Annotated in this window: 19 protein-coding genes; 6 read left to right on the forward strand and 13 right to left on the reverse strand. The window is 52.2% G+C overall.

Translation table 11 applies throughout. The annotated features are described in order from the left end of the window. Positions 1-25 precede the first annotated feature (25 nt). From QZH36_RS12460 to QZH36_RS12480, 5 genes are all read right to left on the reverse strand, one after another. Positions 26-2,527: an outer membrane usher protein gene (locus tag QZH36_RS12460; RefSeq protein ID WP_367652772.1), complete on the reverse strand. Its 2,502-nt coding sequence runs from the start codon at positions 2,525-2,527 to the stop codon at positions 26-28. Between the two features lie 187 nt (positions 2,528-2,714). Next, positions 2,715-3,224: a fimbrial protein gene (locus tag QZH36_RS12465; protein ID WP_253456081.1), complete on the reverse strand. Its 510-nt coding sequence runs from the start codon at positions 3,222-3,224 to the stop codon at positions 2,715-2,717. Positions 3,225-3,902: 678 nt separating this feature from the next. Then, on the reverse strand, positions 3,903-4,448 hold the full coding sequence (locus QZH36_RS12470) for a YfaZ family outer membrane protein (RefSeq protein WP_253456085.1): 546 nt from the start codon (positions 4,446-4,448) through the stop codon (positions 3,903-3,905). Between the two features lie 142 nt (positions 4,449-4,590). Beyond that, a complete protein-coding gene (locus QZH36_RS12475) occupies positions 4,591-5,289 on the reverse strand; it encodes an LrgB family protein (RefSeq protein WP_253456088.1) in 699 nt (232 codons plus the stop codon). Further along, a complete protein-coding gene (locus QZH36_RS12480; protein ID WP_301730341.1) occupies positions 5,282-5,707 on the reverse strand; it encodes a CidA/LrgA family protein in 426 nt (141 codons plus the stop codon). The genes QZH36_RS12475 and QZH36_RS12480 overlap by 8 nt, the downstream gene beginning before the upstream one ends. A gap of 103 nt (positions 5,708-5,810) precedes the next feature. Between QZH36_RS12480 and QZH36_RS12485 the strand changes: the two genes are divergently transcribed. The 3 genes from QZH36_RS12485 (at position 5,811) to QZH36_RS12495 (ending at position 8,559) form a co-directional block, all read left to right on the forward strand. Then, positions 5,811-6,713, forward strand: coding sequence for a LysR family transcriptional regulator (locus tag QZH36_RS12485; RefSeq protein WP_253456093.1), 903 nt, complete (start codon positions 5,811-5,813; stop codon positions 6,711-6,713). A gap of 557 nt (positions 6,714-7,270) precedes the next feature. After that, a complete protein-coding gene (locus QZH36_RS12490; RefSeq protein WP_301730342.1) occupies positions 7,271-8,095 on the forward strand; it encodes a DUF3289 family protein in 825 nt (274 codons plus the stop codon). A 2-nt stretch (positions 8,096-8,097) separates the two neighbouring features. Next, a complete protein-coding gene (locus tag QZH36_RS12495) occupies positions 8,098-8,559 on the forward strand; it encodes a DUF943 family protein (protein WP_301730343.1) in 462 nt (153 codons plus the stop codon). Positions 8,560-8,621: 62 nt separating this feature from the next. Here the strand turns inward: QZH36_RS12495 and QZH36_RS12500 are convergent, their stop codons facing one another. From QZH36_RS12500 to soxR, 4 genes are all read right to left on the reverse strand, one after another. Further along, positions 8,622-10,271, reverse strand: a complete 1,650-nt coding sequence (locus QZH36_RS12500) for a Na+/H+ antiporter (RefSeq protein ID WP_253456099.1) — start codon at positions 10,269-10,271, stop codon at positions 8,622-8,624. Between the two features lie 175 nt (positions 10,272-10,446). Beyond that, complete coding sequence (locus tag QZH36_RS12505) at positions 10,447-11,796, reverse strand: NCS2 family permease (RefSeq protein WP_253456102.1); 1,350 nt, start codon at positions 11,794-11,796, stop codon at positions 10,447-10,449. A 355-nt stretch (positions 11,797-12,151) separates the two neighbouring features. Further along, positions 12,152-12,814, reverse strand: a complete 663-nt coding sequence (locus QZH36_RS12510; RefSeq protein WP_301252118.1) for a glutathione S-transferase family protein — start codon at positions 12,812-12,814, stop codon at positions 12,152-12,154. Positions 12,815-12,859: 45 nt separating this feature from the next. After that, positions 12,860-13,324 (reverse strand): redox-sensitive transcriptional activator SoxR, encoded by a 465-nt coding sequence (soxR, locus tag QZH36_RS12515; protein WP_301730344.1) that lies wholly within the window; start codon positions 13,322-13,324, stop codon positions 12,860-12,862. A 110-nt stretch (positions 13,325-13,434) separates the two neighbouring features. On the opposite strand from soxR, the gene soxS reads away from it, so the two are divergent. After that, entirely contained in the window at positions 13,435-13,824 is a 390-nt protein-coding gene (soxS, locus tag QZH36_RS12520) for a superoxide response transcriptional regulator SoxS (RefSeq protein ID WP_125290210.1), read from the forward strand. Here the strand turns inward: soxS and dgcN are convergent. After that, on the reverse strand, positions 13,821-15,125 hold the full coding sequence (gene dgcN, locus QZH36_RS12525; RefSeq protein WP_253456109.1) for a diguanylate cyclase DgcN/YfiN: 1,305 nt from the start codon (positions 15,123-15,125) through the stop codon (positions 13,821-13,823). The genes soxS and dgcN overlap by 4 nt on opposite strands. An 806-nt stretch (positions 15,126-15,931) precedes the next feature. On the opposite strand from dgcN, the gene QZH36_RS12530 reads away from it, so the two are divergent. Further along, positions 15,932-16,213 carry a YjcB family protein gene (locus QZH36_RS12530; RefSeq protein WP_125290208.1) on the forward strand — a complete coding sequence of 94 codons (282 nt, stop codon included), beginning with the start codon at positions 15,932-15,934 and terminating at the stop codon, positions 16,211-16,213. A 38-nt stretch (positions 16,214-16,251) separates the two neighbouring features. Here the strand turns inward: QZH36_RS12530 and QZH36_RS12535 are convergent, their stop codons facing one another. The 3 genes from QZH36_RS12535 to QZH36_RS12545 form a co-directional block, all read right to left on the reverse strand. Next, positions 16,252-17,205, reverse strand: a complete 954-nt coding sequence (locus tag QZH36_RS12535) for an ATP-grasp fold amidoligase family protein (protein ID WP_253456112.1) — start codon at positions 17,203-17,205, stop codon at positions 16,252-16,254. A gap of 341 nt (positions 17,206-17,546) precedes the next feature. Further along, positions 17,547-18,392, reverse strand: coding sequence for an ATP-grasp fold amidoligase family protein (locus QZH36_RS12540; protein WP_301730345.1), 846 nt, complete (start codon positions 18,390-18,392; stop codon positions 17,547-17,549). 113 nt (positions 18,393-18,505) lie between these two features. After that, on the reverse strand, positions 18,506-19,762 hold the full coding sequence (locus QZH36_RS12545) for an MATE family efflux transporter (RefSeq protein ID WP_301252115.1): 1,257 nt from the start codon (positions 19,760-19,762) through the stop codon (positions 18,506-18,508). Between the two features lie 540 nt (positions 19,763-20,302). On the opposite strand from QZH36_RS12545, the gene QZH36_RS12550 reads away from it, so the two are divergent. After that, the gene (locus QZH36_RS12550) at positions 20,303-20,698 is read left to right on the forward strand and encodes a transposase (RefSeq protein ID WP_125290204.1); all 396 of its coding nucleotides are present in this window, start codon (positions 20,303-20,305) and stop codon (positions 20,696-20,698) included. Positions 20,699-21,541: the final 843 nt, after the last annotated feature.

Raw genomic sequence — 21,541 nt, forward strand, 5'->3', positions numbered from 1 at the left:
ACTATCAGCGGCAGCCCTGCGCGGTTTATAACAGGCGGCACGGCAATAAAAGACGCTGAGAAATATCACCGGACAAGCTCTCCGGCAGTTTAAATTCGCACTGCTCTTTGCCGCTCCAGCTTACCCGCATCGTTATGCCTGGCTGGATACCGCTCAGATAGATGCTGCCGTCGTCATTCACAATGCCCACTTCCTGACGCTGGCTGTTTTTTACCGTAGCGCCAAACGGCGGGGCTTCGCCGTTTTCCAGGCGCAGTACCGCCATGGTTTTGCTCCCGGTCACCACTTTAAAGCCACCGTAGCCAATCGCGCCTTCGGTTAAGGTGCGCTGGATAACCGAAGCGCTCGCTTCAGCATTGTCCGGCAACGCATTGATATCGATACTGATGCGGTTACGGTAATAGCTGCTGATATCCGCGATAACGGCTTTGCCAAAGTGGTTACTCAAGGTATCCGCGCCGTAGCTTTTTACCGGAATATCCTTTACCGCGGTGTCGATCAGCATTCTGGTGCCGCCCGGCCTGCTGGTACGATGCAGCGCCGCACCCTGTGCGGTAGCCGTTACGCCGCCCTGCGCCGAAAGGCTTAAAGCTGAATAGCTGTTGCCCTGATAGCTGGCATTAACGTTTATCCGCGCTCTGTCTCCCTGATAGGTGTAATAGCCGCTTGCCAGCGTCTCCTGACCGGCAACCCCGCCGCTGATTTGGTAGTTGTTACGCTCATCCATCGTATTGAAGTAGCTGGCCTGATGACTGTTATTACCCTGATTAAAAGATCCGTTGTAATTCAGCGTGCCGCTGTTGCCCCACGGTAGAGACAGCGACAGGTAAATACCGTCATCATTGCTGCCGTCATATTTATTACGCCAGGCGGTGGCTGACAGACTGACGTTACGCAAGCGCCCGGCGTCAAAATATTTCGTCGCCGTCAGGGTAAAACGGTCATTGTCCGGTTTGTCCCACCAGGTCTGATGGGAGTAATTGAGATAAAAGCTTGCCCGCCAGTCGCGCAGCTGCTGGCTGAAGATGGCGGTATACATCTCTTTACCGTTGCCGTAGGCCCTGCCGTATTTATGCGCGTTAAGGTAATCCTGCATACTCATATAGCCCTGCTCTGAATAGCGGTAGCCTGCAAAGGTCATTTCACTGTCGGTTTCGTCGAACCTTTTTGAGTAGCTGACGCGCCACGAGGCCCCTTTCTGCGTATCCGGCAGCGGATCGGGCAAACGCCGGGCAAACGCCTGAGTAAAATCCAGAGAGAGCGCGCCGAAAGCCATCAGATCGCGCCCTGTGCCCAGCGCCAGCGCCTGGTATTCCTCACTGGCTATCGTCCCGCCGTACAGGGACCAGCCGTTACTGACGCCCCATGAGAACTCGCCGTTTACAAACCCCTCGCCTTCCATATGGTGCTGAGTGTTGGAAGGCCTGCCCGCCGCCAGCTTGTAGCGCACCATGCCCGGCCGCGTCAGATAGGGCACGCTGGCCGTATTGATGCTGAAAGTTTGTACTGAGCCATCCTGCTCTTCTACCCGCACATCCAGCTCGCCGCTGATCGTTTCGTTGAGATCCTGAATACGAAACGGCCCGGCGGCGACCCGGGTTTCCTTGATGACCCGCCCTTTCTGGCTGATCACCACTCTGGCGCTGGTTTTCGCTATCCCGCTGATTTCCGGGGAATAACCACGCAGATTAGGCGGCAGCATATTGTCATCAGACCGCAGGCTCAGCCCGGTATAGGTAAAACTGTCGAAGATATCTGAAAAGAGCGCATGTTCGCCCACGCCCAGCCTGGCGTGCCTGTGCGGTAAAGCGCGCCAGGCATAGAAACGCGTCCAGTCCCAGTTAAGGTTATTACTGGCCTGATTGTCATAGCGCCCCTGCCAGTCGGCACGCAGGCGCCAGGGACCAACGTTGGCCCCAGCCGTCCCGTTGCCCGTGAACGTGTTGTCCGTCTTCTTCTCGTGCTCATGTCGGGTCTGGGCACTGGCGTAATAATCGAACAACAAGCCGGGTATCCCCTCATCCCACTGCGCTGGCGGATCCCAGTTGGGCGCGCGGTATTCCAGATAAATTTGTGGGATAGTTAAATAGAGCGTATTGGTGCCTAAATCAGCGCGCTGGCTCATACCCGGCAAACTGTCGGTATTCAGACACTGGCCCTCATGCCACCACGTTAACTGCGGGCGTAGCTCAGGCTTCAGGCCAATAAAATTGACCAGAGCGGCAGTCAGACAGGGCTTACTTTCTTTTTCATTATCTTCTGTCGTAAACCAGTCTACTGACTGCTCGGGGAGCTCATTATCATTAATCTGAAGTTTCAGAGTGTAGTTACCGGGCATGATATATCCCGCCTGAGAAAAACGGCTGAGATCGATGTTCGCTCTGTCTTTCACATCTAAAAGATCGGTATTAAATTCTATTCCACGTGCCTCGACAGACCGCGCGAAACAGCAAAGAATCAGCAGGAAAATGGCATGCCACAGCCATAAAATATCTTTTTTTAATATAATATTCACTGACATCGGCATCCTTACGAGAAGTTAATCCCTGGGTAAGCCTTTCATAACCGATTTAATAATTTTTTGTCGGAGGAATTAAGCATGGAAATAATTCCGCCATTCTGCCGACAAACATGAACCTGTTTTGCCGTTGTTCCCCAGGCAGAAAACACTCCCGGCAGAAACGCCGGGAGAGGACAAGGTCCGTCAAATCGACTTATTGATATGCAAGTGTGAAATCAGCAATACTCTGGAATTCGCCAGGCGTTACGTCTTTGCCATCACCTTGCACATAGGCAGAAAAACTCAGCGTATTATAGCCAGTCTGCAAAACCTGCTTAGCGCTCGGACTGCCGAGCTTGAGCACTGCGCCAGTACCATCAGTGATGGCGATACTCGCGCCCTTAACTGTCCCGGTCATGCCCAACAGACCGGTAGTGCTTTCCGGTCCGCTGAACGTGGCCGTTACCGCTGCGGCGGTCGCAACCGTACAGTTTTCCAGTTTAATCTGGAAAGGACGGGGATCGGAGGTTCCACCATCCTTCAGGGTAACAGTCGAGATTTGCCCAAGAGGCACGTCCTGATAAACAGAGTCAGGATTAATTGAGCAAGGAGACTCAATGACGGAGCCAGAAAAAGTCACTGAACCATGTCCCTGGTCGGCATAAGCTACAGAAGTCATGCCGAAAATGGCGATAGCTGACAGTACGATTTTATTCAGTTGCATAAAGTACATTCCTTTGATTATAAACCTTTCCGTTTATCGGATGATAAATGTTTATTTATAACATCATTTTCTTTGCTGAAAAAAAGCCAACCTGTAAAAACAGATAAGTTAATAATGCATTAACGGCGCTTGAGTTTATTAATGGCCATTTACATTGTCAGGTAAATAGAATCCGTAATAAATACCTGCTCAGGGCGGCAAGATTATTCTTACAGAAGACATTTCCAGATGAAAGGTCTTTTTTCTTAAAAAATGACAGAAAAAAATGAAAGTTTAGACAGGAAGGTGTTACTGGCGATAAATGCTAAAAAATCGTCGAACAGAGATGCTCTTCAGAATAAAAAACCAAATAAAACCCATTTTGCACGCCGTCACTCTATAAATGACAAATGTAAAAAAAGAAGAAACAAACGGGGCGGTTTAAATATATAGCATTTATCTTTGCCGGAGTATTAAAAATATCAGGCAAGCTCCTTAATATAAGCTGCTATATTTTAATATATATCACCTGTTTGAACATTAGCGGCAACAACTTTATAAACCTTGTTAAAAGTTCAGCATAATAAGCCTGTTCCCGGCCTGTATCAGGGCATCAGCCGTACCGGGAGCAGGCAGGTCCGGCCAGAAGCCGGACACATTCAGCGGCGGGCCACCCTTTACAGGTTGCCGCCTTTGGCATCAGAAATGCAGGGATGCACCTACGTATGCGCCGTCAGCAATGACGTTGTCTTTACGACCGTCTTTGCCGTTCATCGCCAGGTACTGATAGCCCACGCGCACGTCAACCAGGGAGATTGGCTTAAAGCTCACGCCAGCGGAAGCTTCCTGGTAGTCATCAATGTGGCTGGAGAAAGAATCCGGCGAGTAGTAATACTGGCCAAATACGTTGAACATATTGGTGACTGGAACGCTTGCGCCAATGCCGACCGCAACGGCATAGCCGTCTTTGCTATCGGTTGGGTTAGTGGAAATCGCTTTCACGCCAGGCGTGATAAAGATATCGCCCAGACCCACATTGTAACCCAGACCCAGGCTGCCCATGCTGCCGTCGTGATCGCTGCGCAACCAGTTACCGGTCAGCGCCAGACCAGGCGAGTCAGCGCCCATGCCCGCGTGTACATTAGTATAATCACGACCTACGTCGACACCGCCTTCAATCGCCTGCGCTGATCCGGCCAGCGCCAGCAGCGCCAGAGCGCCTGCGGTAGTTGCCACTGCTTTCATTTTATTCTCCTGATGAATTTACTTACGCCGTTTCCCGACGGCAGCGGAGGATAGATCATCAACAGAGGAAATAAAATGAGAATGCGACGAATCTTAGGGCTTGTTTAGTAAATGTTGCTGTTAGGGGGCGAACATGCAGGCTTCAAACCAGCGTCCACATCAGGCGGCCAATCAGCGGCGCGATAACCACTGTCACCACGCCTGACAGCATCATCACCAGGCTGGCGACCACGCCCTCCTCCTGACCAATTTCATAGGCGCGAGCGGTGCCTGCGCCGTGTGAGGCCGCGCCAAACCCGGCACCTTTCGCCAATCCCTGCTTGACGGCAAGCCGAATAAAAAGCAGATCGCCGACGGCCATGCCGAATACGCCGGTGATCACCACAAACAGCGCCACCAGATCGGGCTGCCCGCCCAGCTGCTTCGCCGCCGCCAGCGCAAAGGGCGTAGTGACAGAGCGCACCGCCAGACTACGCTGGATTGCCTCCGGCAGCGTCAGCAGCCTTGCCAGCCATACCGAGCTGCAAACGGCGACCAGCGTGGCGGTCAGCACGCCCGCGCTAAGCGACAGCCAGTGGCGGCGGATAATCGCCATATTTTCATAAACGGGCACGGCGAAGGCCAGCGTAGCCGGGCCAAGCAGCCACAGCAGCCAGCGGTTTTCGTCGATATAGTTCTGCCAGGAGATATGGGTCAGCAGCAGCAGCGCCACCAGCACCATTGGCGTCATCACCAGCGGCATCAGCAGCAGCCTGTGCCAGCGGCGGTAGAGACGTTTATTGAGAAAATAGACCAGCAGCGTCGCCAGCAGACAGAGCAGGCTGATAAAAAAGTTATTCACCCTGACGCTCCTTTTTTCGTGCCGCCAGGCGCATTTCAAAACGATAGACGCGATCCACCACCAGCGCGGTAGCGGAAAGCACCAGCAGCGTACTGATCATAATCACCAGCATAATCCGCCAGCCGTCCACACGCAGCAGCTGCAAATAGTTAACCACCGCCACCACGGCAGGAATAAAAAACAGCAGCATTTCCGCCAGCAGCCAGCGCGATCCGGCTTTCACCCAGTTCAGCGGCAGCACCCGCAGCATAATCAGCGCCAGCAGCAGCAACATGCCCACGATATTGGCGGGCAACGGCAGCCGCAACCAGTCAACCAGCCGCTGCGCGGCCAGAAAAAAAGCGATATACAGCACCACCTGTAACGGAACCTGAATACGTTGCTGCCACGTGCTTTGCGGGCGTATCGCCAGCTTCATGATGGGTCTCTCTCTGAATAATGCGTAAAGAGAGTATAAAGCCGTACCAAAGGGTGAAAAAAATGACTTAATATTATCTGAACTATGCCTTACAGGAATGTTTATGGACGTCAGAGCCCTGCGTTATTTTGTGGAAGTGGTGCGCCAGCAAAGCTTTACTCGCGCGGCGGAGCAGCTGTACGTCACGCAGCCGACCATCAGCAAAATGCTGCGCCAGCTGGAGGATGAACTGGGCTGTACGCTGCTGATCCGTGAAGGACGCAAGCTGCATCTGACCGATACCGGACAGGCCGTTTATCAGCGCGGACTGACTATCCTTCAGGAATTTAAGCAGCTGGAAGCGGAAATCAGCGATATCAACGACCTGAAAACGGGCGAGCTGCGGTTAGGCATTCCGCCAATGGTGGGGATGCAGATTGCCGGTTCGATCTCCGCTTTCCGCCAGCGTTATCCCGGCGTCGAGCTGAAAATTTCCGAATTCGGCGGCCTGACCGTGCAGCAGGCAGTGCTTTCCGGCACGCTGGATATTGCGATGACCGCGCTGCCGGTAGCGGAAGATCTGCCGCTGAACGCGCTGCCGCTGATGAGCCACCCGCTCTGCGTGCTGGTGCCGAAAACCCGCGAATGGCTGCGCCGTACCCATATTCCGCTGGCCGAGCTGGCCGGGCATCCTATCCTGATTTATAACGAAGAGTTTTCGCTGAACCGCCAGCTGATGCGTGCCTTCCAGGCCAGCGGCTTTACGCCGCAGATCGCGGTACGCAGCGGCCAGTGGGATTTTCTCGCGGCGATGGTACAGGCCGGTATGGGCGTGGCAATCCTGCCGGAGCCGATCTGCCAGCGGCTGGATAAAAGCCATCTGCTGTGGCTGCCGCTGGAGTCGGAGCTGGTCTGGCAGCTGGGCCTGATCTGGCGGGAAGGCAGCTACCTCTCAAAGAGCGCGCAGGCCTGGATCGCCTGCTGTCGCCAGTTCTGGCCGGGTCAGACGCCAACGCTGTCGGTATAAAAAACGGGGGCGCTGGCAGCGGCCCCGGAGACGCTAAACAGGCGCATTTTTACCTGTCTTTTAACCTTATTCGTTCTGCCTCTTACGGATATTGCTATTCAGCTTGTCTGCTGCCTCTGCGTTCTGGAAAAGAATGCCGAAGAAGATATAGATCGGCACGGATGAAAGCGTATGACTTCATCAGCAATAATTAGCAGAACTGTTACGTCAGAGACTGGCCTGATATTTACCAGACCCAACCCTGAGCCTTAAAGCGCGTTTTCCTGCCGTTTACAAAACAAAAGCAAAAGAAAATAGTATTAGCCTGGCGGAACCTCTCATTTCATCAGAACAGCAGCAAGCAGAATAAACCACCGGTTACCCCCCTTATCATAATATTTACTTTTCCTCCAAAATATAATTACCGTTATATGAAGAATTTATCTTTCGCTGTACGGTTGAATAACATCAGATGACAGAGGCGATTTTCTTAACGCAGCATGACGAACATAAATTAAGCTGATAAACTAACAGAAAACCGGGCAATAGCGCTCGTTGACCAGCAAAAGGAATATTGCATGTCACCTTCTCTACAGGCTTTACGCCTGCCCTTCGATGTTTTTCAGACGCAGAAACGCATGGATGATTACGGTGCCGATGATATGCAGTGCGGCGATTTAAGCGAGCTGCAGCTGAAGAACTTCTATCGGCTGGAGAAAGTATCCGGTCAGTACGATCCCTGGCGGGCAGAGAGAACGGATTTCCCCATCAGTAACTACGGGATTATACGCCATAAAATGCGTCGTCAGGACGTGGCGGGCAGGCTCTTTGATGAGTTCCGACGCGACGCGACTCCTTTCTCTTTCATGGGGCACCGCAGCTTATTTCTGGCTATGGTTAACCATTTTCAATATGGTGGAGGCAACGCCTTTTCCAGTAATGAACTGAATAGCGCCTACCGGCGGCTGATTATGGGCGAGCGCTTCAAGCAAAACAGCTCTGTCAGCCGAATCAGAAATTTTATTTCCCGAACGCTAATAACTAATAAGGGAACGTTCCCCGATGACTTAAAGCACGATCTTACCGTTGAAATTGCTAACAGCTTCTTACCCCATTTCGATCGCTGGCAGGATAAGATTAATGGCCTGGGCATGTCTGTTCATGGTATCTATGCTACGCAGATCATCCTGAAATCCTTAGAAACGAACGGCTATGATTACAGGGCTGTGCTGCAATATAAAGGACAGGACCATTTTGGTCTGGACGAACGAGACATTTTAGATCCTCGTTTTCATTCGCTAAATATATTTCGCATCTGGTTTATATTACAACGTTGGCAAAACTTCGCGTACAGACCCTTTTTTACCAATATGGAAGCGGTTGTCACTCTAACGGGAAATTAGCCATGAAGCCGGTTAAGAATATTTTCCCAGCTTTTGTTATCGTTGCCTGGCTGTATGCCATTTTTATGCTGTCGCAGCCGGTGGAGATTATTGCAGTTCATCAGGATGATCTTCTGGTAAGAAACTTTCCTCTTACCGATAAAGGTAAAATTAGCTGGTGGAAAAAAAATTCGGCTATGTTGAAAGCAAAATATGCGCTTGATGCTGGAAATTCTACCATCAATATTTGGGATTTTGGCGAGGGTTATCAGACCGAAACGCCGGATAAAACCACCTTCTTTCCCAGTCATGATACCGACTATTTGCTTTGTTTTGACGATATGAACGTACCGGAACGCTGTATCAGAAAAGAAAATTTCCTCATGTATCTACATCAAGCGGCGGATGGCTCAACATGGTATACAGTTGAGGGCGGCGTATATTACCAGAAAGAAAATGGCCCTTTAGTAAAGCATGAAGACTAAACGCGTTACAGCAGCAGTAGCCATAAAAAAGACCGCGAGCCGGGCGGCTCGCGGTCTTCCCGCTACTCTTCTTTCTCGATCAGCAGCGTTTCCAGCAGGTCGAGATCGTGCAGCATCTTCTGCATGGTTTCGTTGCTGATTTTCTGCGTGGCGCGCAGGTGATACAGCTCGCCGCGCTCGGCGCGCAGCGCGGTCAGACGGAAGCGGCGCTCCAGATTTTCCGCATACAGCGCCCGCTCCAGATCGTCCTTACCGTCCACGCGACGACGCATATTGCCAATCACTCGCGACGCGATTTCTTTGACCAGGTCAGCGTCGATATTCTCTTCGGTATCGGCCGCCAGCCGCTCTTCCATCTTGTGCAGGCTGTCGATAGCCGTTTCCGCCATCGCCGCGCGCGCCATCTGGATCTCATGGCGGTGCGCCGTCTTATCCCTGCCTGCCACGCCGCGCAGCAGCAGCGGCAGCAACACTACGCCGACCAGCAGCGAAAACAGGATCACGCCCATTGCCAGGAAAACCAGCTCGTAGCGCGCCGGGAAAGCGTCACCATTGGTCAGAAACAGCGGAATGGACAGCACGCCGGCCAGGGTGATAGCCCCGCGTACGCCGGCAAAAGAGGCAATCAGCAGCTCACGCAGGCTGTAGCTGCTGAACTCCATTGGACGCTTTTTCAGCAGGCGCTGGCTAATCAGGCGCATCGTCCATAGCCAGGCGAAGCGGACGATCATCAGCGCGGCGTAAATCAGCACCACCGACAGCACCAGCATCCACAGATCGACGTTAGGATCGGCCTCTGCCTGAGTCACGGACAGCTGTAAAATGTCCGGCAGCTGTAAGCCCAGCATCAGGAACACCATGCCGTTAAAGACAAACTCCAGCATCTGCCAGACGCTGTTGGCACGCAGACGCATCGCCAGCGGCGCCTGACGGATAATGCCCGAACGGGTAATGGTCATGCCCGCCGCAACGGCGGCCAGGATCCCCGATACGCCGATATGTTCGGCAATCAGGTAAGAAGCAAAAGGCAGCAGCAGCAGCAGCACCGTCTGCGTAGCCGGATCGTCACCGCTCCAGCGGCTGAACAGACGCAGCGACTTGCCGTACAGCCAGCAGATAACAATACCGGCCACCAGACCGCCGACGGCAACCTTTACGAACTCCAGCGACGCGCCAGAAACCGTGAACACCATGGTGCCCATCGCGACCGCAACGGCAAACTTCAGCGACACCAGGCCCGAAGCGTCGTTCATCAGCGCCTCGCCCTGCAGTATCGACATAATTTTTTTCGGGATGCGCCCTTCTCCGACAATCCCGGAGAGCGCCACGGCATCGGTTGGCGACAGCACGGCCGCCAGCGCGAAGGCGGGCAGCAGCGGAATACCCGGCACCAGCCAGTAGATCAGATAGCCAATGCCGACCACGGTGATCAAAACCAGCACCAGCGCCAGGCCGATAATCTCGCGTCCGTGATGCAAAAACTCGCTGGTTGGCGTCTTCCAGCCGTCAGCAAACAGCAGCGGCGGAATAAACAGGACCAGGAACAGCTCGGGATCGAAGTCGACGTGCAGGCCGAAAGTCGGCCACGCCAGCAGCGCGCCCATCACAATTTGCACCAGCGGCAGGGGGATTTGAAAAGGAATAATGCGTGCGGCTACGCCAGAGAGCGAGACCACCAGCGTGAGGATGAGAATAGTAAAAAAGATTTCCATGTTGTCCTTTCATAGCTTCCAGATAGCGACAAAAATATCAGGCTCGGAACAAATAATGCCCTGTGTAATAGTAAAGCAAAAATGGGATGGCTTGAAAAAGCTGATGTGTGCTATTGCGTGGAAAAAAGCAAAAATTCGGAACGGAGGCCGGAAAAACCGGCCTCGTAAAAGGGGATCAGATAGCCCAGCCGCCGGCGTAAAAAGCGACCAGCGCGATAGCGATAACCACGGTGCCGACGTTGAGCTTGCGCCACTCGCCCGCAAAGATGCGGCCAATGACCAGCGAGCCGAAGCCCAGCATAATACCGGTAACGATATTGCAGGTCAGCACGATGAACACGGCGGCCAGCAGGCCGGACATGGCGTCAACAAAATCGCTGAAGTCGATTTTAGAAACGTTGCTCAGCATCAGCAGGCCGACATACATCAGCGCGGGCGCGGTAGCATAGCCCGGCACTAAATAAGCCAGCGGCGACAGGAACAGGATCAGCAGAAACAGCACGCCTACCACGATAGCGGTCAGGCCCGTTTTACCGCCCGCCGCCGTGCCCGCTGCGGATTCGATATACACCGCCGCAGGCGAAGCGCCGATAAGGCCGGAAAAGATGCTGCTGACCGAGTCGGTGGTCAGCGCTTTGCCGCCGTTCAGGATCTGATGATCTTTATCCAGCAGGTTCGCCTGGCCTGCTACCGCGCGGATGGTGCCGGTGGCGTCAAACACGGCGGTCATCACCAGCGCCAGCACGCTTGGCAATACCGCAGGCTTCAGCGCGCCCAGAATATCCAGGCTGAACACCAGCGAGTGGCCCTGCGCATCCGACAGTGAAGGCATGGCAAACAGCCCCTGATATTTTACGGCCGGATCGAAAATCAGTCCGAGCACGGAAATGGCGATAATAGTCAGCAGGATCCCGCCCGGCACGCGCAGCTTTTCCAGACCGAAGATTGCCGCAAGGCCTGCCAGCGTCATCAACACGGGGAAGGAAGCGAAATCGCCCAGCGCGACCGGCAGTGCGCCAGGTACAGGGTTTTTTACGACCAGGCCCACGCCGTTAGCGGCAATCAGCAGCAGAAACAGGCCGATGCCGACGCCGGTGCCGTGCGCCACGCCCATTGGCAGGTTGCGTAAAATCCAGGCACGGATGCCGGTTGCAGAGATCAGCGTAAACAGCACTCCCATCAGGAATACGGCTCCCAGCGCTACGGGCACGCTGATATGCTGGCCCAGCACCAGGCTGAAAGCCGTGAAGGCAGTCAGCGAGATCGCGCAGCCGATTGCCATCGGCAGGTTCGCCCACAGCCCCATAATGACCGAGCCGAAGCCCGCCACCAGGCAGGTAGAGACAAAAACGGCAGCGGGAGGAAAGCCCGCCTTGCCGAGCATGGACGGCACAACAATCACCGAATAGACCATGGCGAGGAAGGTGGTAAGTCCGGCTAAAATCTCCTGGCGGACGGTACTGCCGCGTGCAGAGATTTTAAACCAGGCGTCTAACGTTCCGCCGGTCTGATGATGAGTCGACATAATGGAAATCCCCTGAACTTTCTTATGAATTATCGATGCCTGATGGCGGGTTGGTACCACGTTTACATCCCTGATAGCGCTATTGCAGATCGCCAAAACTTCGTAAAGAAGCCGCGATCGGAAAAAAGCAAACGTTTAACCCGACAGGCATAATGCCCTTTTTATAAAGGCAAACGATTATCCTGCCTTTAAGGCCGCCTTTTCAACTGCTGATGCCGGGAAGGCGGCAGATTTTCGTCTCTTTTACGTCCGCGCCTGCCTGAGCAGACTTTAGCTGGCTCGCCGACAAGCGCGGTCATAGCACTTTCTTATGGTCGCGGGCGCGATGAAACGTCAGGGGCCGCCGCGCGATGATTCATTCAAGAGTGAGCGCACCGCCTTTTTGCAGCGCCCGCTGCCAGGCCGCACGGCTTTGGACTTTCTTCAGCCAGCCCTGAATGGCAGGGGAGTCGCCTGCGCCGCCGCGCGCGCTGAGCGCCTGAAGCGGAAAGCTCATCTGCACGTCGGCAATGCTGAAGCGCGACCCCGCAAACCATTCGTTGCCCGCAAGGTGTTGCTCGATAAATTCGCGATGGGTGGCGAGCTGCTTATCCAGGAACGCCTTCTGCACACCCTTGCCAAAGGCGCGGCCCACCGGCCGCAGCAGCCACGGCACCGGCGCCTCGCCCATTCGGCTGAAAATCAGCTTCATCACCAACAGCGGCATCAGTGAACCTTCCGCATAGTGCAGCCAGTAACGAGACTCGATACGCTCATCTTCCGTGGTGAGTTTCAGACGATTTTCTGCGTCATAGTGCTCCGCCAGGTATTCCAGGATTGCGCCGGACTCTGCAATCACCCGATTTCCATCGGTGATCACCGGCGATTTGCCGAGAGGATGCACTTTTTTCAGCGAATCGGGCGCCAGCATCGTTTTTTCGCGCTGGTACAGTTTGATTTGATAAGGCGTTTCCAGCTCTTCCAACAGCCAGAGAATACGCTGCGAACGGGAGTTGTTCAGGTGGTGAACGGTGATCATGACCTTTCCTTGTGCGTAAACGAAGTGCTATCAGTATAGACGGCCTTATTTACGTTCAGGCTCCAGCAGGATTGCGCCCGTGCCGCGCTCGCTCAGGCGGTCATCCGGGTTGCGCAGCGGACAGTCCTCCATCGATAAACAGCCGCAGCCGATACAGCCATCCAGATCGTCGCGCAGTCGGATCAGCGTATCAATGCGGCTGTCCAGCTCCTCGCGCCATTTACGGGTCAGCAGCGCCCACTCTTTAGGCGACAGCCGCTTGCCCGGCGGAAACTGCACCAGGTGCTCGCCGATGGTCGCCAGCGGGATGCCGATCCGCTGGGCGATTTTAATGACCGCCACCCGGCGCAGGACATCGCGATGATAGCGGCGCTGGTTGCCGCCGTTGCGAAAGCTGACGATCAGGCCTTTGCTTTCATAAAAATGCAGCGTCGAGACGGCGACGCCGCAGCGTGCGGCCACGTCGCCGGGCGTCAGTTCGCGCTTGTTCAGTACGGGATTTTTTTTCATTTTGCGCTTTACCTCAAGTTAACTTGAGGAATTATACTCCAGCCCTTAAGAAGGCGAACCCCTCTTTTTCGCCATAGCGATCGGCCGCCAGCCCCAGGGAGAAGACCAGTATGCATGATGAGATTATTCACGCGCTTACCGACTGGATTGACAGCAATCTGGACAAAACGCTTTCTATCGATGACGTTGCGGCGCGATCCGGCTATTCGAAATGGCACCTGCAGCGCATGTTCCGCGCCGTGACCAAACAGACGCTGGGCAACTATATTCGTGAGCGTCGCCTGACGCTGGCCGCGAAAGAGCTGCGCCAGACACAGCGTCCGGTGTTTGATATCGCCATGCAGTATGGCTATGACTCGCAGCAGACTTTCTCGCGCGTTTTTCGCCGCCAGTTTTCCCAGACGCCGACGGCCTGGCGCAACACCATGCGCCGTCAGCAAAAGCGTCCGCTCTATTTTGACTGCTCTGAATTCCCGTCAGCGGTCAGCACCAACGGCTAAACGCTTTCGCACTCCAGCGCCGCCGACGCCTGCCGCCTGCTCCAGAGCGCGGGCGAAAAATACCAGCCGCCGCCCAGCGCTTTGATGTGGTACATCGCCGCATCGGCCTGGGCGATGGTCGCCTCGCCGGTATGATGATTTTTCGCCAGCGCGATGCCGATACTCAGCGACTGGGTAAGGATCGTGCCGTCGTCCAGCCTTATGGGTTCACGCATCGCCTCAATAACGCTTTGCGCAACGCAGCCTGCCTGCTCGCCGCTGTCAATCGCTAACAGCAGTACCGCAAACTCATCCCCGCCTAGCCGCGCCACCAAATCGCCTTTGCGCAAGCGTGCGCGCAGGCGCTGTGCGGTAATGGTCAGAACCCTGTCGCCAGCAGCATGGCCGTAGCGATCGTTTACCTCTTTAAAACGGTCGCCGTCGATAAACAGCACCGCCACCCGCGCGGCGGTCAAAGGATTGTCCAGCTGTTTGTGCAGCTCCTGCTCAAAAGCCGTGCGGTTTGGCAGGCCGGTTAACGCATCGTGCCGCACCTGATGGGCCAGCGTGGCATTCTCGCTTTGCAGATGGCGCTGCCAGTCGGCCAGCTCGTCCAGCAGGCTGTTAAAGTCGCCGCTCAGCTTGTTTAATTCGGCAATAGAAGAAGAAGGCACGCGCAATGAAAAGGCTCGTCGCCTGCGTACTTCATGCGCCACGCAGGCGATGTTTGACAGCGCGCTGACGATGCCTGAATGCATTCGGCGCGACAGATAAAAGGCCAGCAGCGCGGAGAGCAACATGCTGCATCCCAACCATGTCAGCGCCTGATAAAGATAATGCATTACCCGACATCCATCGCCGGTCAGCCAGATGGTGCCAATTTCTTTACCGCCGCGCAGGACGGGGATCTGCACCGGTTTGGGAAATAACCAGCGCGATACCAGCTCGCTGAAGGCGCTCTTGTCGCGATTATCGTTTGCAGCCCAGCTTGCCAGCAAACGGCGATCCGCATCGAGGATCCTAGCCTGGCCAAACTGTGTTTTCGCGCCGATAGCCTGGAGGATAGCGCGCGCCGCTGCGCCGTCGCCTGTCGCTACCGCCTGCCCGGCGCTGTAGCTGATGGTCGTCGCCAGCAGCTCGGAATTGTTTTCGGCGTAGTTACGCAAAGCCAGCACCGAAAGCAGCGAGAGTGAAATGCCGCTGAACGTTAGCGAGACAAGAATAATAGTTAAATGAATACGCCGTAGCGACTTGCGTAGCGTAGGCAGCGGCTTAGCTGCCGGTTGCGCGGTAATGTTTCCCGCGGGACGGTCATGATCCATGATTCCTCCCACGCCAACCGAACGGATCTCCGCTCATGCAGCGCTTCTGCATTGGGGGCTTGCGTTGGCGACCGCCCGTAGCAGTAACGCTGCCGGGACCAGGCTGCTGCCCCGATCTGAGGTAAAGAGCAAGCTGCACGCGAGGGGAATGTTGTTTGCGGGCAAAAAATGGCTTTTCGACCCTGAACAGCCACAGGCAAACAGGCAGGCTCCGGTTATCTGACGTAAAATTCCTGCTATTGCCATCCTGTGCGCGTTTACCGCTGATAGCTTATGCAGGAAATAAAATGGCAAAAATTAGTTTTCAAAAATCCTACAACTCCTCTTCATCCCATACAACTTTTAACAGGTCAGATTCATCCCAAAGGAGCCAACTATTGCCAGATAATTTGGCATAATTCAGCGAATAGATAAAAATAACGGCGCGGAGAAATAAGTTAAAAGCGCTAAGGCAATTTCGGAACGGTGGGCGAAATGATGTAAATTACTCTCATTCCTTGTCTCAAAAATAACCTGAGTTTGAACGTAATTTAAAAAGATATTAACTTTTTCAGGCGCTATTTAACGCCCGCCGCGCAATATCACCGCTAACTTACGGGAAATAAATGTGATTATTGTGCGCGATCAAAAAACGCCCATAAGCGGTCTTAAAAGTGTTCAAAACTCGCCTGACGCAATGCTATAATGTGACCGTCATCACACTTACTCCCTGTATCCGCCCCGATGAAAAGCAATCCTGGCCTTTTCGTCCGGACAGATGACGCTTTTTCTATTGCCAGGCCTGATTGACGCGGAGTTTCAGAGATATGGGTACCTTAACCGCTAGCCTGGTGCTGATGAGATGGGAACTGGTTAGTGCAGTCATGATGTTTCTCGCCAGCACCTTTAACGTAAAATGTCGTCAGTCCAGCCGCAACGGCATGGCCTTCATTTTTACCGGCGTTGGCATAGGCATGTCGTGTTGGTTCGTCACCGGCCTGTTAGGTATCACGCTGAGCATGGATAACCTGCTTAACTTCTGGCATATCACCAAAGACGTGTTTGTCGATGTCATGAGCCATACGCCAGCCGATTATCCTCTGCCATAAAAGCGTAAAGCCGCATGAAGATCATGCGGCTTTCGTCTTTATACTTTCTTCAGCGTCCCGGCCATCGCCGCCGCTTCGCCGCCAATCGCCTTCAGCGTTTTTGGCTTACGTTCCTGTAGCCACATGTCGCCCATCATCTTATCCAGCCCCTGATCCAGACCGGTTACCATGCCTGCGCCCGGCGTGAAGGTCAGCTCGCCGAAGTAGATTTGCCCTTCGCTGATATACCAGTCAACGCGCACGTAATCGAAGTCGCTGGCCAGCTTTTTGCTCAGCGCCAGCGCTTTTTCCAGCGTTTCCAGGTCGCCGCTGATATCCAGCCCCGTATCACGGATCTTATAGAAGCAAGATTTCAACGTGTTAACGTAGAAGTTCATCGACAGCGGCGCATTACCGCAGCGATTATAGATAATCTGCAAAACGTACTCGAAAGTACCGTCTTTCTTGTTAAACATGTGAAACTTGTAGTCAACGGCGGCAAATTTACCGTCGCCGACGTACTGCTCAACCAGAATGCGCGGCTTGATATAGCGATAGTGGATCTCACGCGCTTCGTGCGAGAAATCCCGGCTCAGCCACTCTTCGCAGCGCTTGATCAGCAGCTGTTTCTGCAAACAGTCCGGCTCTTCCAGCAAAATCTCCACCATGCCTGACCCGTGATTGGGCTTCACCACGGTGTTCTTCAGCGAGCTAAGCCCCAGCAGCGTGACAGGATCGGCTGTTTCATGCAGCAGCGGGATTAAATATTCATCCCCAATGGTCTGAGAAATATAGTCACGAACCAACAGCTTATCGGACAGCATGCCATAACGCAGGTAGTCGCCGGTGACGAATTTGCGGTACAGAACTTTCTCATTAAACAGTTTCGGCTGGTGTATGTTGGGTAATTTTTTAAATTTATGCAGATAATAAATTCTGTCCTGGTAGGACCAGGGCATTTTTTTGAAAAGGAACAGGAAACCTTTTCTTATTTCTGCTTTGAGTTTTAGCATTTTCGACCTCATTTGCAGGCTTTATAATTGTTTGAGGAAAAATTTCTTCAAAATAGCGTTTTCTCGCCATCCGAAATCGCGACACCCGCGTCTCATTTTTCCCGGCAGACATAAAAAATCCGTCAGCTGCTTTACCCGTTTATGCAGTTTTCCTGCGCACGGTCTCTGCTTCCTGCAAGGCAACACCAGATTCATGCCTCTGGCGTCAGAAGAGAGAAAACTGACTGACGAAAAGCCCGTTAAGGACGCGCTGAGCAGATTCCTGCTTGCGGTAGTGCCCTTCGCGGGACGACAACTCCATTTTTACTGAACAGAGCGGCCTGCGGCCGTCCTGGGTTTTATTACTGTTTCTTCTGCGCCGTCGACGGCGCGCTTTCCTGCCGCTCCGCCTGGGTGGCTGATTGACCATCCTGCAGCCACATCTTGCCCATCATTTCGTCCAGCCCGTGCTTCAGCACCGGCATCAGGCCTGCGCCTGGCGTAAAGGTCAGCTCGCCAAAGTAGACGTCGCCCTGGCTGATATACCAGTCAACCCGTACGTAATCGAAATCGCTGGCCAGCTTTTTGCTCAGCGCCAGCGCCTTCTCCAGCGCGGCCCGGTTGTGGCTGATATCCAGTCCGGCAGTATCAAAGCGGCGGTAGAAGCAGCTATCAAGATTATTGACATAGAACAGCATCGACAGCGGTTGATTATCGCTACGGTTAAACACCACCTGCAGCACATACTCAAAGTGGCCGTCCTGCTTGTTAAACATATGAAACTTGTAATCAATCGCCGTAGACTTATCGTCTCCTACCCGCTGCTCAACCATGATCTGCGGTTTGATATAGCGGTAATGGATTTCACGCGCTTCGTGCGAATAATCTTTTGTCAGCCACTCACCACAGCGTTCAATAAGCTGATGTTTTTCGACAAAATCAGGTTCTTCTACAAAGACTTTAACCATCCCTGAACCGTGATTTGGCTTAATGACCGTATCTTTTAGCGTTTCCAGCTCAAACAGCGTCTCAGGATTATCCGTGGTGTGTAACAAAGGGATCAGGTATTCCTCACCAATCTTGTGGGAAATATAATCCCGCACCAGGATCTTATCTGATAACGCGGCGTAACAATCGTAATCGCCTTTAATAAACTTGCGAAACAGTACCTTTTCATTAAAGGAATAGGGATGACGAATATGCGGCATCCGTTTAAACCGATGAAAATAATATAATCTGTCCTGGCAAGACCACGGCATAATTCGGATGCAATTCAGGGCGGCCTTTTTAAGTTGTTTTTTTGCGTCTACCATTTTCTTACTCACCTATAGGTTTTGTAGTTGAGTGAGGAAAGCTGCATCTTAAGAATGACCCCATTCTTAAAGAAATAATTCATTAGCGTCAGGGATAACAGTTCCGTGACCAGCACGCTCCACGCGGCACCCGTCAAGCCCCAAAAACGAATGAAAAACCAGTTGGTTACTACGCTGACCGCCACCAGTAAAATAATTTTCACCAGCAGATAATTAAAACCGCCCTCTTTCACCATGTAGCGATAGGCTACGGTACCCATTGCTGAAAAGCAGGTCGCCAGAGAAAGCAACGTGACCAGATCGCCTGATTGCTGATAGTCATGACCGTAAAGCAGGCTGACAATTTTTTCGCCGAACAGCGCAACAATCAGCAGCATAAACAGTGAAACGGCCATAACGTAGCCGTTAAGCCTGGCGGCCAGTCTCAAAGCTACATCCGCCCGCTCGCGGAAAATTTCCGAGAAGCTGGAGGTGATAATCGCCACCGGGATAAATATCCATGAGGCAGAAATCGTATTCGCAGCGGTAAACAGCCCAAGCTCGTGTGCCGATCCCACGCCGACCAGGAAAAACTGCGCCAGCTTCACCTGAACAGAAATAAACACGCTGGAGATCGCCAGCGGCAGTCCCGCATGGAACAGATAGCGCAGATAGCTGCGGTGCTTGCGCCTGGTTGGCGGGCTGATGGTGTTTTTTTGATAAAACATCGTCCGCTTAATCAGGTACGGCACCAGCGTCACCGCAACAATCGAGAAGGACAGCAGTAGCGGATTAAGCTTGAACCACGCAATAGCAAAGCTAATGGCGAAACTGATAATCATTCCCGTTGCGTTCGCAACCGTGTTCATCCGCGATTCCAGTCGCGCATTGTTATAAACGCTAAAAATATCCTGGGTCACGAAAATAGCCGACAGAAACGACGCCACGGCAAAAATCAAAAAATTTTCACGCATCTCCAGCCAGACCCACGCCAGCACCGGCAAAGAAAGTAATAATAACAATGCCATACGCAGCTGTTTTGCCACGGCCATCAGCCGCAGGCCTTTCGCCGCGCTTTTGCTGATGCTTTTAAACAGGATGGTTTCCGTACCAAAAATCGCTACGGTTTGAACAATGGAAAAAATGGATGCAGAAAATGCGATTTGCCCAAAAACAGATGGCCCAAAAGATTTTGCAACATAGGATGTAACAAAAATTACACCAAAAACCGAAACCACCTTCTCTGACATCATCCAGGCAGCGTTCGTAACGACACTGTGTTTCATTGAAGCTTCCTTCGTAGAACTAATAACTTATAACGAAAGTCAGTACATCCTTGTCTATCACAGAGAAAATAAACCTGGCCTGGGCCTGGCAAAATAAGCGTCCGGAATATTATTTTACGGGCGATAGCGCACCGCTCTTATTTAAAAGATTTTATTTTATCAGATCGTTTTTTTAACGAACCGTCTGATTCTTCCTGGACTTGATACTGGTTAGCAACCCACCTCAGCACGAACAACGCTGGAGAATATCTTGGCACAGTTTTTTTCTTCCGCCTGCTGGATCATTCTGAATTACTAACTGGCCTTGCTGCTGGCATGAATCGAATTTATAACAAAAAGCGCTTTATCGAAAGCTAACCAGGTGCTTTGCAAATAAAATAGGAGAAATCCCATGATGATATTTATTCATAATCCCTTAACTTAAAGCCTGCAATTCAAATCGCGCACTTAACGTCGCTGTCCTGATTAATGGATAAATTAGATCCATTCTTTAGTGCAGCCATTCTCATCACTTTATAGTTAAGAAAGGTAATAGCATCCATGAGAAAGTCACGATATACAGAAGAGCAAATCACCAGTGCCATTAAAGCATCTGAATGCGGCGTAAAGGTTAAGGAGATTTGTGAAGAACTGGGGATTTCTGAGGCCACATTCTACAGCTGGAAAAAGAAATACGCCGGGCTATTCTCGGAAGAAGGAAGAAAAATCAAGGAGTTAGAAGAGCGCGTACACAGTATGGAACGCGAACTCCAGATGCTCTCTTCAGATAAAGAAATGCTGCAGAGCGTATTGAAAAACTTCTTTACTACCAATGATAAGCGTCAGGCGGTTAATTTTCTTCAGGATACTTTTGATATCGGCACGCGCCGGAGCTGCCGCTTGCTGGATATTAGCCGCAGCGTTTATCATTATCCTTACAACTGTGAGAATCAATAATTGCGACGCAGTGCGCAATTTTTTTACTGTTCAGGACCAAATTAAAATATTCCGATCTTTAATTAAAAAGTACCGTTCCTTTTTATGGCGACCTGATTCGGTGATGAGTTTATTCCTATAAACCCGCCTCACCAGGCTACCACAATTGATCGTCACCAGAAAAATTATTTTACTTTCATACAGTTAAGAGCGCATTTATCTTTTTGGTCAACGATAAATGCGCCAATTCTGACATAAAACCTTCTTACAGATCGACCCGAAAACCCGGCATCTACTTCAGTAATGATAATACTTATCAGTTTACGAATGGTTTACAGTTCTCACTGTTCTCTGCCGTTCGCCATGCGTCCTTTCGCGTGAAAACCCCGCCACTCCGGCCTCCTCCGTTTCGCTACCCTGCTTTCAAGACCAACGATAATGCAACAGACCTTAACATTCCTGACCTTTACGACCGACATTGATGTGCAGAGTTAATCTTTTCCTGTGATTTATTAATGTATCCATCTGCCGGGCATCGTCCTTTCTTCCGTTTCTGTTCATTAAAATTTGAGTTAAAAATGGTTTGTTGCTGCTAAAACAGTCTCAAAAAAGAAGCAATATTGAATGTGTAGTAAGAATTGACTGTGTTTGAAAATAACCAAATCCGATTAGCGATTATTCTTATAGCGGAACAATCGGTCACTGTGTCATAGCGGTCTTTGATGGAAGCCGCTTTTTTTCCTCACCGCATCGGAAAAAAAACGTGATAAAAATCACACATGGAGCTAAAAACTTCCGGAAATTACAGCCAGCGGCAATAAAAAAAGAGCACGAAAAGCGCTCTTTTTTTTACCTTAATCAAAA

Origin of the sequence: Erwinia wuhanensis (assembly GCF_030484085.1) — a bacterium.
GTDB lineage: Bacteria > Pseudomonadota > Gammaproteobacteria > Enterobacterales > Enterobacteriaceae > Erwinia > Erwinia aeris.

What these genes read in the sequence shown, in the direction of transcription:
- dgcN (WP_253456109.1), bottom strand. Translation starts at nt 15,125, where the DNA reads ATGGATCATGACCGTCCCGCGGGAAACATTACCGCGCAACCGGCAGCT.
- QZH36_RS12470 (WP_253456085.1), bottom strand. Translation starts at nt 4,448, where the DNA reads ATGAAAGCAGTGGCAACTACCGCAGGCGCTCTGGCGCTGCTGGCGCTG.
- soxS (WP_125290210.1), top strand. Translation starts at nt 13,435, where the DNA reads ATGCATGATGAGATTATTCACGCGCTTACCGACTGGATTGACAGCAAT.
- QZH36_RS12510 (WP_301252118.1), bottom strand. Translation starts at nt 12,814, where the DNA reads ATGATCACCGTTCACCACCTGAACAACTCCCGTTCGCAGCGTATTCTC.
- QZH36_RS12490 (WP_301730342.1), top strand. Translation starts at nt 7,271, where the DNA reads ATGTCACCTTCTCTACAGGCTTTACGCCTGCCCTTCGATGTTTTTCAG.
- QZH36_RS12535 (WP_253456112.1), bottom strand. Translation starts at nt 17,205, where the DNA reads ATGCTAAAACTCAAAGCAGAAATAAGAAAAGGTTTCCTGTTCCTTTTC.
- soxR (WP_301730344.1), bottom strand. Translation starts at nt 13,324, where the DNA reads ATGAAAAAAAATCCCGTACTGAACAAGCGCGAACTGACGCCCGGCGAC.
- QZH36_RS12465 (WP_253456081.1), bottom strand. Translation starts at nt 3,224, where the DNA reads ATGCAACTGAATAAAATCGTACTGTCAGCTATCGCCATTTTCGGCATG.
- QZH36_RS12460 (WP_367652772.1), bottom strand. Translation starts at nt 2,527, where the DNA reads ATGCCGATGTCAGTGAATATTATATTAAAAAAAGATATTTTATGGCTG.
- QZH36_RS12480 (WP_301730341.1), bottom strand. Translation starts at nt 5,707, where the DNA reads ATGAAGCTGGCGATACGCCCGCAAAGCACGTGGCAGCAACGTATTCAG.
- QZH36_RS12500 (WP_253456099.1), bottom strand. Translation starts at nt 10,271, where the DNA reads ATGGAAATCTTTTTTACTATTCTCATCCTCACGCTGGTGGTCTCGCTC.
- QZH36_RS12545 (WP_301252115.1), bottom strand. Translation starts at nt 19,762, where the DNA reads ATGAAACACAGTGTCGTTACGAACGCTGCCTGGATGATGTCAGAGAAG.
- QZH36_RS12485 (WP_253456093.1), top strand. Translation starts at nt 5,811, where the DNA reads ATGGACGTCAGAGCCCTGCGTTATTTTGTGGAAGTGGTGCGCCAGCAA.
- QZH36_RS12505 (WP_253456102.1), bottom strand. Translation starts at nt 11,796, where the DNA reads ATGTCGACTCATCATCAGACCGGCGGAACGTTAGACGCCTGGTTTAAA.
- QZH36_RS12495 (WP_301730343.1), top strand. Translation starts at nt 8,098, where the DNA reads ATGAAGCCGGTTAAGAATATTTTCCCAGCTTTTGTTATCGTTGCCTGG.
- QZH36_RS12550 (WP_125290204.1), top strand. Translation starts at nt 20,303, where the DNA reads ATGAGAAAGTCACGATATACAGAAGAGCAAATCACCAGTGCCATTAAA.
- QZH36_RS12540 (WP_301730345.1), bottom strand. Translation starts at nt 18,392, where the DNA reads ATGCCGCATATTCGTCATCCCTATTCCTTTAATGAAAAGGTACTGTTT.
- QZH36_RS12530 (WP_125290208.1), top strand. Translation starts at nt 15,932, where the DNA reads ATGGGTACCTTAACCGCTAGCCTGGTGCTGATGAGATGGGAACTGGTT.